The following is a 13,878-nucleotide window of genomic DNA, read 5'->3' on the forward strand; positions in this document are numbered from 1 at the left end:
GTTCAACATCGGTCGGGAGATGCTGTCTCCCATGAACTTATTAAATCTAGATAATCATGCCACTGCCTTTGTGCCTTGCCATCTAGGTTCCAATCATTCTTAAGGTATTTTTATGAAAAAGTTATTAGTTGTTTTAGGCATTGTTTCTCTAGCGGGTTGTTCTGGTATCAGCCACAACGAAGAAGTGTACACAGCGCACGCAGAGAGCTTCAACATTGTCGGTTTCCAAGTGCCAGGTAACACTCAAGACCGCGCAATGGAATTAGTACCTGAAGGTGCAACGGTTGATACGATTCGCTCAACAAACTCTGATACGAGCTCTGTTCTGGGTATCATCAACCGTATTATCGGTATCGACTACGTACAAGTTGGCGGTAAAAAGCAGTAATTCGCTATAGTGACGTTAGCCACGTACCATAATTAAGTGTCGCAGTTGCCTACCTATATTCAGTAGCCTGCACAAACTAAGTTAATCTAAGCCAGTGACCCGTCGCTGGCTTTTTTCATCCAGCAGATTTTGTGCTCTGTGCCAAACAAGTGCCCGATTCCCCTTCCCTCTTTTAACTAACAATTCGAAAAATAAGCCGAAAAGTCTTCGATTTCTTATCAAAATTGCCCCTAAATTCGCTAAATGGCCTTCTGTTTAAAGTGACACTTTCAAATCGTTGATCCTTCTATCAACCCAGAATCCGTTAATTGAGGCACAGATCAATTTACTCGAAAATCTTAATTTCCAAGAGAAATAAACACTTAATAAAAGTGTCACGATTTTATAAATAAACATACAGGTGCGTTCAAAAATAAACAGAAATGATAACTATCTGTAAATACGAGAAATATAAGTTTCATGAATAAAAGAGATCATTGCCATGCTACTAATTAATCAGATCGAATGATGTAAATTCGCTGTGATTAATTTGTTACGTTTTCTTGAATTTTACATGGAAAGAGAAAACAACAATGAAAATAAGAAAACGTTTAGTTGCCGTTGCTATAGCCAGTGCTATGTCTTTGTCAGTGCATGCAAGTGAATCCGTTCAAATCGATCAACCGATCAACTTTACTAGCTTCTCTGGGTTCAACGCTCAGTTAGGAGTCAGTAACGCCTCTAGCTTCAAGATGGTGAAAGAAGTAAACCTGAAAAAGCGTGGTATCTATAAAGTTAAGATCCAGCAGAACATCTGGGGAACACCGGTATGGGGACATTACCTAAATGCCACCCAAAGTGTCCAAGGTGGCGCACTTAAGTCCGTTCAAGGTCGCTACCTTAAAACAACGACCCTAGAGCGATCTTTTGTTAAGCCATCAATCAACAGCGCTCAAGCGGTTGAACTCGCAAGTAAAGATCTAAAGACTCAAGGCTTAACCAGCAAATCTCTAGACAACGTTCAACATCAGCTATTTATCTATCAAGGCTCTGTGAAGCAAGGCATCGGACAGCAAAGCGTAGATAAAACACGACTAGTGTACGTTGTCTCTTACCTAGTAGAAGGCAGTGAACTGCCGACTCGACCGTTCACCATGCTAGACGCGCACACAGGCGAAGTCATCGACCGCTGGGAAGGTATTGCCCATGCTCAGATCGGCACTGGCCCTGGCGGCAACGAAAAAACCGGCATGTACGAATACGGCACCGACTACCACTACCTTGATGTTCAAGAAGTGGGCACAGAGTGTGTAATGGAGTCTGAAAATGTCGTTACCGTTGACCTTAATGGCGCGACCGACGGCGACACCACTTACAGCTATGAATGTCCTCGTAACGAATATAAAGCCGTGAACGGCGCATTCTCACCACTCAACGATGCCCATTACTTTGGCAACATCGTGTTCGATATGTATAAAAACTGGTTCGACACAGCGCCACTCTCCTTCAAGCTCATGATGCGTGTTCACTACGGTGAAAACTACGAGAATGCATTTTGGGACGGCAGAGCCATGACCTTTGGTGATGGGGAGAGCTTCTTTTACCCGCTTGTTAGCCTAGATGTATCAGCCCATGAAGTGAGCCACGGTTTCACTGAGCAAAACTCAGGTTTGATATACGCAAACCAATCCGGCGGTATGAACGAAGCCTTCTCTGACATGGCCGGTGAAGCCGCAGAATACTATATGAAAGGCACCAACGACTGGATGGTCGGACGCAATATCTTTAAAGGCGAAGGTGCGCTGCGTTACATGGACGATCCATCACGCGATGGCTCTTCAATCAACAACGCATCCGAGTACTACGATGGCTTAAACGTGCACTACAGCTCTGGCGTGTTCAACAAGGCGTTCTACCATCTTGCAACCACACAAGGTTGGGACACCAAAAAAGCGTTCGAACTGTTCGTGCTAGCCAACCAGATCTACTGGTCTGAAAACAGTGACTTTTGGCAGGGCGCCTGTGGCGTGAAAAACGCAGCAACCGACCTTGGCTACAGTGCCGATGATGTTGTTTCTGCGTTTAACTTAGTGGGTGTATCACCGTGTGGCGAACCACCACTTCCACCAGAACCGGAATATCAACGCCTTGAAAACGGTGTTGAAGCCGCAGTTGCTGGTGAAACAGGCTCAAAAACTTACTTCGATATCGAAGTACCAGAAGGCCAAGACAAGCTAACGATTGATCTTGCTGTGTCTACTGGTGATCCGGATATGTATGTTGGTCTAGATTATGCGCCAAGCTCTCAAGAGAATATCTGTAAGAGTGAAAGCGTAACCGATGAAGTATGTGTAATTGAAAACCCAACAGCTGGTCGCTACACGGTGAACATTCTGGGTTACTCAGATTACGCAGGTGCAAATCTGAAAGCATCGTACGAATCAGGCAATGCTAACGTACCGCCAGTTTCTTCTTTCGAACACACGGTCGTAGGCAAAGAAGTAGAGCTGCGTAGCACAAGTTCGGACAGCGATGGCCAGATCGTCTCTTACCAATGGAACCTAGGCGATGGCAACACGCAAACCGGTGAAGTGACTCGTTATACCTACGCTGAAGCTGGCGACTACGTGGTGACTCTAACCGTGACTGACGATGCCGGCGTTGCAACATCAACCAGCAAGTCGATCACGATTGAAGGTGACTCAGCAGAAGGCTTCCCGCTAAAACTGAAGTTTGGTAACAAAAACCCGAACGGCAAAGCTCGCGTTAAGCTGGCATGGGATTACGACACCAACGACTACTTCGTGATTAAGCGCAATGGCAAGAATGTTGGCGCTACAGACTTCAACTCATACGTCGACAAGTTCCGTCATAACGGAACAGTAGATGTGGAGTACCAAGTGTGTACCTCAAGCGATATCTGTTCAGAAACCAAGCATTACCGTTTCATTAAAACACAATAATCGATAGTAAATTCAGGGCTCCGAAAGGGGCCCTTTTCGCGGTTAACTGTTCAGAAAATGAAACATCTACACAAAAACATCCACGTATTACACAAAAATCACCCCCATCAACATAACAATACTCACCATAAAAAGGACGACAAATGGCTATTCAAAAAAGCATGCTAGCTTTGGCTGTACTCGGAGGTTCTTTAGCCTTAATCAACAGTACTTCGGCTTACGCATCCCTAGGCATCACACCACCAGCGAACGAAGAAGTTTGGATCACCACCGATGCTGACGCACAGCATATAATGACTCAGCATGGCGCAACGGTTTATCCAAGCGTGACCGGAAACAAGCATTCCATCGTCGCGAAAATCAACCAGAAAGAGCTGGCGAAACTATCTAGCCACATGCACGAAGAAACCCACCGTTGTGGTGGCTACATGGTGCACGAAGACAAAGCAAGCGCACTCAAAGCGGCAGCTATGCCACTGACCATGAGCAACTTCGAAAAGCCAGTTATCAGCCATCAAGATACGGTGAACGACCTACTCGCTCAGGTCGAGCCGAACAACATGGTCACGACCATCGAAAATCTAACCAACTTCACCAACCGTTTTTATACTACTTCTACTGGTGTCGCTGCTTCAGATTGGCTTTTAGAACGTTGGGAGACGGAAATTAAAGATGTGCCGTATGCGTCTGCACGCCAGATCACGCATGCCGAATACCCACAGAAATCCGTTGAAGTGACACTGCTTGGCGCTAAATATCCTGAAGAGATCGTCGTGGTTGGTGGACACCTTGATTCGACCGTTGGATCTTGGACAAGCGAAGGCACCATCTCACCGGGAGCCGATGATGATGCGTCTGGCATTGCAACGGTAACAGAGTCGCTTCGCCTGATGATCGCCAGTGGTATTCAACCAGACAAAACCATTAAGTTCTATGGTTATGCTGCTGAAGAAGTAGGGCTACGTGGCTCACAAGATGTCGCCAACGCTTTAAGAGATGAGCAAGCCAACGTTGTATCGGTATTGCAATTAGACATGACCAACTACAACGGTTCAGCGCACGATATCACCTTCATCACAGACTACACCGACAGCAACCTCACCGCCTATTTAAGCGAGCTGATCGACACTTACGCGAGCGACATCAGTTACGGTTTCGATGATTGTGGCTATGCCTGTTCTGACCACGCCTCTTGGCACAATGTTGGCTACCCAGCAGCCATGCCATTCGAAAGCATGTTCAATGATTACAACCCAAGTATTCACACTGAGCACGACACGCTTGAGAACTCCGATCCTACGGCGACACACGCGACCAAGTTCGCCAAACTAGCCATTGCTTACCTTGTCGAAACCAGCCTTGATTCACCCGTTGCAGGCCCTAAAGAGCTACAAAATGGCGTGCCTGTTAAAGGACTTACTGCAGGATATGGTGAAGAGCAGTTCTTCACATTTACGACTCAAAGTGCAGGTCAGTTAACGGTAACATTAACCGGCCCTCGAAGTGGCGATGCCGACTTATATGTGAAACACAACGGCACCGTATCGAAAGCGAACTACGACTGCCGCCCATACCAGAACAGCAGCAACGAACAGTGTGTATTGAACAAGCCAGCGGGTGAATTCAGCATCATGGTGCGCGGTTACCGTAACTTTAGTGATGTCACCATCGTCGCTAACTTCGTTCCTGATTGGCTTTAAGGTTGGTTAATTGACTAACAATTAAACCTAGCAAACACGGCTAAAACTAAAAATCCGCAAGCCCACGATCATAAATAGATTGGAGCTTGCGGATTTTTTATTGTCTTCGGAGAGCATCTCAACTTAATAACCTTTAGTTATCATCAAGCCGTCTTTTTCATTACCTTGCCACAGATGTACTCACCAATCGGCATTGCAGAGGTCGCAGCCGGTGATGGCGCGTTACATACATGTAAGCTTCTTGGGCTTTCGGCAAACAGGAAATCATGGACCAAGGTGCCATCCTTCAGTACCGCTTGAGCACGAATCCCAGCAGGATAAGGCTTAAAATCATCAACCGTAATACTCGGGCAGTATTTGTTCACTAGCTTTAGATATCCCGGTTTCCACCACGAGTTCTTAAACTCGACCAAACCCGTTTTCAAGTGATTCGCAGTCACTTTCCAAAAACCCACAAAGCTCAGCATCTGCCAAGTGTCCTTGAAGCTAAAGTTAAGCTTGCCATAACCTTCTCGCTTCCAGCCTTGAACTGCATTTGGCCCTACTGTTACGGAGCCATCAATCATGCGTGTTAAATGCACGCCCAAGAAAGGCAGTTCTGGGTCAGGGATCGGATAGATAAGATGATTCACCACTTGGTTGTGCTTAGCGTCTAACTGATAATACTCACCGCGATAAGGCACGATTTGGAAGTCGGTTTCGATGTCTAACATCTTGGTCATTCTATCGGCCATCAAGCCAGAACACGTGATCAAGAATCGACTGTTCAGTTGAAGAGTCTGACCATCTACTTTGCACGTTAACTGCACTTCATCTTCTTGCTCATCGGCCATGATCACTTCCGTACCAAGGCTAAGCTTACCACCCGCCTCAACAAACTCTTGAGCCATCACTTCGGTGACTTTTTTGTAGTCGACGATACTGGTGGTTTTGACATAAATCGCACCCAAACCCGTGATATTTGGCTCGGCAAGTTTGAGCTGAGCTTGATCCAACAAATCAACATCAATATCGTTATCGTGGCAACGCTGATAGAGCGCATTCATTCGCTCCACTTCTTGCTCATTGGTCGCGACCAACAACTTACCGCAGTTTTCGACGGGGATATCGTGTTGGCTACAAAAGGCGATGGTGCGCTCTACGCCGCGTTTACAAAAATCCGCCTTTAAACTGCCCGGAGCGTAGTAAACACCAGCATGAATCACCCCGCTATTATGGCCAGTTTGGTGCTGCGCGAAACCACGTTCCTTCTCGACTAAAAGGATACTTTTATCAGGGTGAGCTTGCTGTAATTGCCAAGCCGTCGACACGCCAACAATGCCGCCACCAACGATAATATAGTCGTATATTGAGTTCATAATATTCCTACATTCAATCCTTTTAATTATAGGGAAGACGCGACAGTGTTAGACCCGGTTTGAGGTAACTTTTTTTCCTCACTTTCTGATTCCATTTTCACTTGATTAGCATCGTATTTACGACCGCTGTAGATAAAGATGCCAACAAAAATGGCAACACATACCAAACGGATCACGACTGAAACATCAGGCCATACTAGAGCTATACCTACCGCAACCAACGCTACTCGAGTAATAATATTAACTTCGCTCTCTAGATAGCCTTCAATCGCCGCGATAAACGCGTAAGTACCAATAACAGCAAAGCCACCCGTGACTAACACGGAGATCACATCCCAACTTACCAAGTTAGTGTAGGCAATCAACAATGGTACTAAATACAAGCCTTTGGCTATCTTCCATGCCATTAATCCCGTTCTCATCGGGGGTGTTTTAGCAATGGTTGCAGCCGCAAATGCAGTTAAACAAACAGGCGGAGTCACGTTGCTGTCTTGCGATAGCCAGAAAATGATCAAGTGGGCAGAAAGCAGTGCAAGGCTGATCGCTTCTAAGCCAAGGCTCTGTTCAAGCAGAGTTTCCACAAAATCAGCAGGGACTAACGCAATCATCTCTTTGGCTGTTTCAAGTGCCATTGGCGCGTTCAGCAAATCAAGCTTATCTGGCGCAGCCAACATGAAGATAGCTTTCGCCTGTTCCGGTAACTGTCCCGAAACCAACAGGTCGAGCAACTGACTTTCAGCAATCAGTTTATACAAAGCTGGTGCAGACAGAGTACCCAACACGATATAAGCCGCGGTTACTGGTAACCCCATGCCCAGAATCAAAGACGCCAGTGCAATTAAGGCGATCATCACCAACAAATCGCCGTTCGCCCAGCTATTGATCATCAACGAGAAGGTGTTACCAATACCAGTCGTGCTGATCACGTTGATCACCAGACCAATGCCCACTAGCAACACAGCCGTGGTCGCCATGTTTTTTGCGCCTTGAGAAAGCGCTTCGATGATCGCCTTTGGACCCATTTTGTGATTTTTAGAGAACCATGAAGCCACCACGACAGACAGAATCGAGATGCCCGCAGCGTAAGTCGGCGTAAAGCCCTTCACCAACAGAGTCACTAACACCGCTAATGGGATCAGGTTGTGCCAACCCGACAGCAATACTTTCAATAGAGGTTCACAGCCAGAAGTCACCTTTTGCACACCACTGCGTTTTGCTTCGATGCGCACGAAGAATGCCACAGACAAAAAGTAGATAAGCGCAGGAACGAAGGAAACCGCAATAATATCGACATAAGGAATTTGCGTGTAAGAGGCCATGATGAACGCGCCCGCACCCATCACAGGTGGCATCAGCTGCCCGCCAGTAGATGCAGCCGCTTCAACACCTGCCGCGAAGCGCGAAGGGAAACCTGCCTTTTGCATCAAGGGAATACTGATCACGCCCGTCGATACTGTGTTTGCTACGCTCGACCCGGAGACAGAGCCCATCAAGCCGGAGCCAATAACGGCAATGAAACCAGGGCCACCAATCACTTTGCCCGCCGCGGCACGGGATACATCAATAATGTAGTCGCCGACACCAGATCGAACTAAAAATGCGCCAAATAAGATGAACATGAACACGAAGGTCCAACTGATTCTTGAGATCGAACCAAACATCCCTTCTGATGAGTAAAAGCTTCGATAAAGTAACGTCTCAAGGCTTAAACCCGGAAAATGAAAAATACCGCTGGTCCATTGTCCCCAAAGCACTACATAACTTAAGCACACTAAGATAAGCACTGGAATGAACCAGCCCATAGTGCGTCTAATCAGCTCAATGACGATGGCAATCGCCAAGATAGAGAAAAACCAATCACTGGCGATAAATTTTACGCCTCGGTCATACAACGCATCTTCGGCAAAGGGAATGTAGATAAGGCAAGCTAAAGCAGCCAAGGCAATCCCAATATCGATAGCTAATGCTATTTTGCTTTTTTTAAGCGAGACATGGGCGGGATACCAAAGTGCGCAAATGATTGCGAAACCAGCGAAATGCGTCGCCGAAATCCAAAGCTCTGGCAAGGTAGATAAGGTATTAAACCAAATATGTAGGAGGGAGAGTATCACTCCCATTGTCGTTATTGCTTTGCCTACCCAAGGGAAATCTGTTCGGGTAGGCAATTCGAATTTTTTCAGTTCCTGCTGCAGCGAATCGCTCATAGAAAACTCCTGCTCTCCACAGCCAAACGCGCAGAGAAAATCCATAAAGTAAGGTGGTGCGTTTTCACTTCAAATAATCGAACGAGCCGGAGACGGTCAAATCAAACAAAGTAGCCGAAACAGATGAAAACGCACCAAGCAATTAATTAACGCGAATATTCAGTTCACGCCAAATAGCGAGTTAAAGATAAATGGCTAATCGAAGACAAAGGGTTAGTCGACGATCAACTCAGAAGGGATTTCTATACCCACTTCTTTATAGTAACGAGCAGCACCTGGGTGAAGCGGAACAGGAAGGCCTGCGATCCCTTTCTCAAGTGCCATTGCTTTGGTTGCTTTGTGGATACCTTGTAGGAAAGGTAGGTTTTCATAGATAGCTTTGGTCAGTTGATACACATCGTCTTCAGAAATGTCTTCGCGAACTGCTAGGAAGTTAGGTTGGGCAATCGTAGTAATTGGTTTGTCGACACCTGGATAAGTGTTTGCTGGGATCTCGTACTTGGTCCAGATATTGTAATCGCCATTCGCTTGTTTGATCTGCGCATCGGTAAACGACAGGATTTGAATATCTTCACCCAAGGCAGCAAAGGCTTGTGTTACCGCACCAACAGGCACACCAGCAGGCGTATTCATGCCATCAATCGTGCCGTTTTGTAGTGCACTAGCACTGCCACCGTAACCCATAAAGGCGAGTTTAAATTGTTCTGGGTTAACCGATAGGCCCTGCATGATCTGGCGTCCTGAATTCTCAGTGCCTGAGTTCTTCTTACCGATAGAGAATTTCTTACCGTTTAGGTTCTCTAGATCGCTTACCGTACCTGTTTTTGCTAGATCTGAACGCACAATAAAGTGTTCTACATTTTGCCATAACATGGAAACTGAACGCAGTTGAGTTTGTCTGCCAGATTTCTCATATGGCCCCAAACCCTGCCAAGCCCAAGCACCATACAAACCTTGTAGAATTGCGAACTGAGCTTCGTTCTCGTTCAACAACTTTACGTTCTCACCCGAGCCCGCAGAGCTGATAGCCGCTAAAGAAAAATGCTGCTTAGGCGCAAGCTTAACTTTACTCAATGTCGCTAAGGCCACACCCACTGGATAATAGGTACCACCCGTTGAAGCCGTCGCTAAAATATAGCTGCGATCTTCTTCAGCTGACGCATTACTGATAAGGCCAAGAGAAGCCATTGCTAGCGCTAAAGTTTTAACCAGCTTGTTGTATTTCATTGTTACTCTCCATGTAGGGTTATTCACGTTATATTTTTGTTAACAACAATAGATAGCAAGCGTAATGCCAGTTTTTAACTATTTGTTTTAATTTACTTTTATTTTAAAACCTATTCAAAATAAGCCGTTTTTTGCTTATTCCCCTGTTATTAAGTAAGCCATTTTTGGCTTATCGGCTACCGGAATTAACACCTGTAGATCGGGAAGCAAGTCACACCATGTTGCAGTTGTGTGATCAATGTATGTAAATTGATAAATATGCAATGAGCCATTTATTGCTCATTAAAAATCAACAAGCACTGCGATGAAGCCGCTCTCTAAGGGTCAACATAGTCACTTCGATTTAACCCATAACGCACCATCTTTTGGTTCAATGTTCGACGAGGTAAATCCAAATCTTGCATCACGTCATTGATACGCCCTTTATAACGAACTAAGGCATCATGAATCACTTTCCTTTCAAAGCTCTGTACTTGAACCGCCAAAGGGATGCCCGCCGTTGTGGACTCTGTGACAGAATTGGGACGACACGCCAAAATATCCCCAACGGTCAAGCTTTCATCCAATGCAAAACGAATCGCAACATTACGCAGTTCACGCACATTGCCCGGCCACGCATACGAGAGCAGTGCATAGCGATCAGCCTCACTGGCTATACGTGTTTCGGAATTGGCTTCTTGGGTGAAGTGTTCAAACAAAAGTAAGGCATCTTCTTCACGCTCACTGAGTGGAGGCAAATGCAGCTGGGCAACATTCAAACGATAGAATAGATCTTGGCGAAAGTCGGGGTGATTCAGTAGATCGCTTTTCGAGGCAGAGACCACTCGTAGATCAACATGTTGTTGCTGATTCCCCCCCACGCGTTCGACGACATTATCTTGCAAGGTACGCAGCACTTTTACCTGCATCGACAGCGGCATACTCTCTATTTCATCAAGGAACACTGTGCCTTTGTCGGCAAATTCCAGCTTACCAATGCGTCGTTTGGCCGCACCAGTAAACGCTCCGGCTTCGTGTCCAAACAGCTCGCTTTCAAAGAGATTTTCTGGGATTGCGCCACAGTTGAGCGGAACAAACGGATGGGTTTTACGTTGGCTGAATTCATGTAAGCAAGAGGCGACCAGCTCTTTACCACAACCCGTTTCACCATAGATGATCACGTTGGTGTCTATGGAAGCGACTTTCTGGATTTGCTCGCGCAGTTCACACATCACTTTACTGCGACCGATCAGCACCTGTTCAATGCCCTTAAGGTTATCCAGATAGTTCTGACGACTGTTTCTGTCTTGGCCACTTTGATGTTTATCTACCGCTTCCGATACCGTTTGAGACAGACGCTCTGGGTCGAATGGCTTCTCAATGAAGTCATAGGCACCTTGCTGTAAGGCTTTCACCGCCATATCGACATCACCATGCCCAGTAATCAAAATAACAGGCACATCTGGCACAAGACCTTTGAAACGCCCTAGCAGATCAACACCATCAATATCAGGTAAACGAACATCGGTGATAATGGTTTGAAAATCACCCTGCTCTACGGCGTTTAACGCATCTTGTCCTACTTCAAATGCGGTGACATCGAAGCCCGCCAGCTGCAACCATTGGCTGGTTGCTTGACGCACAATCGCGTCATCTTCAATTAAAGCAATACGCTGCATAGTTTGGTTCCGCCACTCTACATCTGATTAATATCGTCCACGGTATGTAAAAAAACCTCAGACGAAAAGGAGCTAGCTCCCACTTTGAATAACACTCCTTTAACAGTTTAATAATGTTTGTTAGCTTCGATTTGTCTCACACTCCACCTTCCAAGCAATAAAACAGTGAAGCTTCGTATCTCATTAACTTGAATAGGTAAATCACTAATTTTAAAAGGATTTAATCAAGCATGGTTAACAACAATCGATATTGGTTATTCCTATGTGCCTGTTTATTGATTGGATTGGTGCAGGTTACCACCAAGAATGGCATCAGCCAGTGGAAACTCGAGCAAGCCCAACGCTACGCCGAACAACGCTTCCTTGGTTACATTGCAGAAGCGAGGCGAACCCTTAAGCGTTTCTATTATCTGCCCTACCTGGTAACCAATGATGAAACCACGGTTCGTTTTATCGATGGTGAAGACCGCCTTGAAAAACGCATCAAGAAACAGCTGATTCAATTGGATAAAGCCGCCAATACCAAGGGCTGGTATCTGCTTTCTGGCGAAGGTGACTTGTTGGTATCGAGTGTCGAAAGAAGCAAACTGAGCAATAAGAACGCCAGCATGATTGTTTCTAAAATCCACCAGCAAGGTGGTGCGATTTCAGTGGTAACAAAAAACAAAGGCGTGACGCCCGATTACTTCATTGCCGCACCCGTTTATCGAGCGTCAGATATAGTAGGTATTGTGGCGGTACAAATCGACTTGTCGTTACTGACCGATCAATGGTTCGCCGATGGTGAAGCGATACTGTTCCAGAACCCTAGAGATCAGTTCTTCCTCTCCAGCGACAACAAGCTGAGTGCCGATTGGTTCAATGACACCTTCAATTCCCAGCCAACAGCTACAAAACGCGAGTTGTACGACCAAACCCATATTCGCGTTTGGCGACTGCAAGGTAAGGATTACCTGATTCAGTCAATCAAGTTAGACGACCTCAATTGGCGCTTAACCTACCTCACCCCATTAACTAGCCTCAACCAGACCACGAGTTGGATCAGTTGGAGCGTAGCGGTGGCCTGTCTCTTCGTCATGTTATTGCTAGTGATTCTTTACCAAAGACGCCAGAAGAAACTCAGTAACCTGCGAATCCAAAAGCTTATCGAAGAGTCGGAAAAGCGCCTATCCGGAATGATAAACAAGACCCACGTTGGGCTGGTACTGATCGATAAACACGGCCACATCCACGACATTAACCTGATGGCGAAGAACTACTTCTGCCTGTCCGATTCGATGATCAACAACATTAAGGCGTGGCAGTTATTTGAAGCGGGCAACCCAAACTCAACCACGCTACAGCTGCTAAAAAATCTAGACCAACACCAAGAACTGGCCGAGATCACCAGCGTCGAAACCATGGCAAGACGCAGTGATGGCAGTTACTTCCCTGTTTTATTCTCTATTAGCGCCTTTCCTTGGCATGCGACGACTTACTACCTGTGTACCGTAATCGATATCAGCAAACGTAAGAAAGCCGAAATTGCGGTGCAAAATGCTAATAAAACGCTTCAACTGCGCGTCGAAGAGCGAACTCAAGATCTAAAAGATGCGCAGCAAGAGTTAGTCGAATCAAGCAAGCTAGCGGCATTGGGCCGTATGTCGAGTGCGATTACTCATGAGCTCAATCAACCGCTTACTGGCCTAAAAACCCTGCTTTCAAGTAACCAGTTACTGATGGAAAGAGGCGAGACTAAGATGTTGAAAGCGAACATGGACCTGGTGATGAGTCTCATCGACAGAATGGCCAACATGACCAGCCAGCTGAAGTCCTTCGCCTTTCAAAGACTTGAAAAGCCTTACCCAGTTTCACTGACAGACGCACTGCAAGAAACCCTGCGAATTCATCAAGCCGAACTGGAAAACGTCGATATTCGCGTGCGTGTCGCTTCCAATATTTCGATGGTAATGGGAGAAGAGGCGCGACTTCGTCAAGTGCTTGGTAACCTGCTTAGAAACGCTGTCGATGCCACGCAGAATCAGAAACCAGCAACCATTGTGATCAGCGCTCATACCGAGCAACAACGCGTGATCATCAAGGTTCAAGATAACGGTTGTGGTGTGTCTGAAGATCAACTCGAAACCATTTTCGAACCGTTTCATACCAACAAAAAGATGGGCGAAGGCTTGGGGCTCGGGTTGGCTATCACAGCCAACAACGTTCGCGATATGCAAGGCACATTAATAGCGAAGAACAATTCAGACCAAGGCATGACATTTACGTTAACACTAAACAATAGCGATAGTGAGTAGTTACTTACACAGACCTTGAACTCCACATTCTATTGAAGCGCTAAAACTAAAAAACCGCCCACAGAGGGCGATTTTGATTCACTTATTGGCGTGTGACTTATTCACTA

General features: G+C 46.2%; 8 protein-coding genes. 4 read left to right on the forward strand and 4 right to left on the reverse strand.

What is annotated here, in order from left to right; translation table 11 throughout:
* Window positions 1-112 precede the first annotated feature (112 nt).
* From AB4161_RS08735 to AB4161_RS08745, 3 genes are all read left to right on the forward strand, one after another.
* Window positions 113-388: a hypothetical protein gene (locus AB4161_RS08735; RefSeq protein WP_017065177.1), complete on the forward strand. Its 276-nt coding sequence runs from the start codon at window positions 113-115 to the stop codon at window positions 386-388.
* 572 nt (window positions 389-960) lie between these two features.
* Window positions 961-3,330 (forward strand): M4 family metallopeptidase, encoded by a 2,370-nt coding sequence (locus AB4161_RS08740; RefSeq protein WP_372083220.1) that lies wholly within the window; start codon window positions 961-963, stop codon window positions 3,328-3,330.
* Between the two features lie 143 nt (window positions 3,331-3,473).
* Window positions 3,474-5,030 (forward strand): M28 family metallopeptidase, encoded by a 1,557-nt coding sequence (locus AB4161_RS08745; RefSeq protein ID WP_065584460.1) that lies wholly within the window; start codon window positions 3,474-3,476, stop codon window positions 5,028-5,030.
* Window positions 5,031-5,173: 143 nt separating this feature from the next.
* On the opposite strand, the gene lhgO is transcribed toward AB4161_RS08745, so the two are convergent.
* From lhgO to AB4161_RS08765, 4 genes are all read right to left on the reverse strand, one after another.
* On the reverse strand, window positions 5,174-6,388 hold the full coding sequence (gene lhgO / locus AB4161_RS08750; protein WP_065584461.1) for an L-2-hydroxyglutarate oxidase: 1,215 nt from the start codon (window positions 6,386-6,388) through the stop codon (window positions 5,174-5,176).
* Between the two features lie 26 nt (window positions 6,389-6,414).
* Window positions 6,415-8,592 carry a TRAP transporter permease gene (locus AB4161_RS08755; RefSeq protein WP_065584462.1) on the reverse strand — a complete coding sequence of 726 codons (2,178 nt, stop codon included), beginning with the start codon at window positions 8,590-8,592 and terminating at the stop codon, window positions 6,415-6,417.
* Between the two features lie 213 nt (window positions 8,593-8,805).
* Window positions 8,806-9,819 carry a TAXI family TRAP transporter solute-binding subunit gene (locus AB4161_RS08760; RefSeq protein WP_372083221.1) on the reverse strand — a complete coding sequence of 338 codons (1,014 nt, stop codon included), beginning with the start codon at window positions 9,817-9,819 and terminating at the stop codon, window positions 8,806-8,808.
* Between the two features lie 317 nt (window positions 9,820-10,136).
* Entirely contained in the window at window positions 10,137-11,477 is a 1,341-nt protein-coding gene (locus tag AB4161_RS08765; RefSeq protein ID WP_102321268.1) for a sigma-54 dependent transcriptional regulator, read from the reverse strand.
* Window positions 11,478-11,707: 230 nt separating this feature from the next.
* On the opposite strand from AB4161_RS08765, the gene AB4161_RS08770 reads away from it, so the two are divergent.
* Complete coding sequence (locus tag AB4161_RS08770; protein ID WP_372083222.1) at window positions 11,708-13,771, forward strand: ATP-binding protein; 2,064 nt, start codon at window positions 11,708-11,710, stop codon at window positions 13,769-13,771.
* Window positions 13,772-13,878 lie beyond the last annotated feature (107 nt).

This window comes from Vibrio sp. 10N.286.51.E5 (assembly GCF_041469125.1).
Lineage (GTDB): Bacteria > Pseudomonadota > Gammaproteobacteria > Enterobacterales > Vibrionaceae > Vibrio > Vibrio crassostreae_C.

What these genes read in the sequence shown, in the direction of transcription:
- AB4161_RS08735 (WP_017065177.1), top strand. Translation starts at nt 113, where the DNA reads ATGAAAAAGTTATTAGTTGTTTTAGGCATTGTTTCTCTAGCGGGTTGT.
- AB4161_RS08740 (WP_372083220.1), top strand. Translation starts at nt 961, where the DNA reads ATGAAAATAAGAAAACGTTTAGTTGCCGTTGCTATAGCCAGTGCTATG.
- AB4161_RS08745 (WP_065584460.1), top strand. Translation starts at nt 3,474, where the DNA reads ATGGCTATTCAAAAAAGCATGCTAGCTTTGGCTGTACTCGGAGGTTCT.
- lhgO (WP_065584461.1), bottom strand. Translation starts at nt 6,388, where the DNA reads ATGAACTCAATATACGACTATATTATCGTTGGTGGCGGCATTGTTGGC.
- AB4161_RS08755 (WP_065584462.1), bottom strand. Translation starts at nt 8,592, where the DNA reads ATGAGCGATTCGCTGCAGCAGGAACTGAAAAAATTCGAATTGCCTACC.
- AB4161_RS08760 (WP_372083221.1), bottom strand. Translation starts at nt 9,819, where the DNA reads ATGAAATACAACAAGCTGGTTAAAACTTTAGCGCTAGCAATGGCTTCT.
- AB4161_RS08765 (WP_102321268.1), bottom strand. Translation starts at nt 11,477, where the DNA reads ATGCAGCGTATTGCTTTAATTGAAGATGACGCGATTGTGCGTCAAGCA.
- AB4161_RS08770 (WP_372083222.1), top strand. Translation starts at nt 11,708, where the DNA reads ATGGTTAACAACAATCGATATTGGTTATTCCTATGTGCCTGTTTATTG.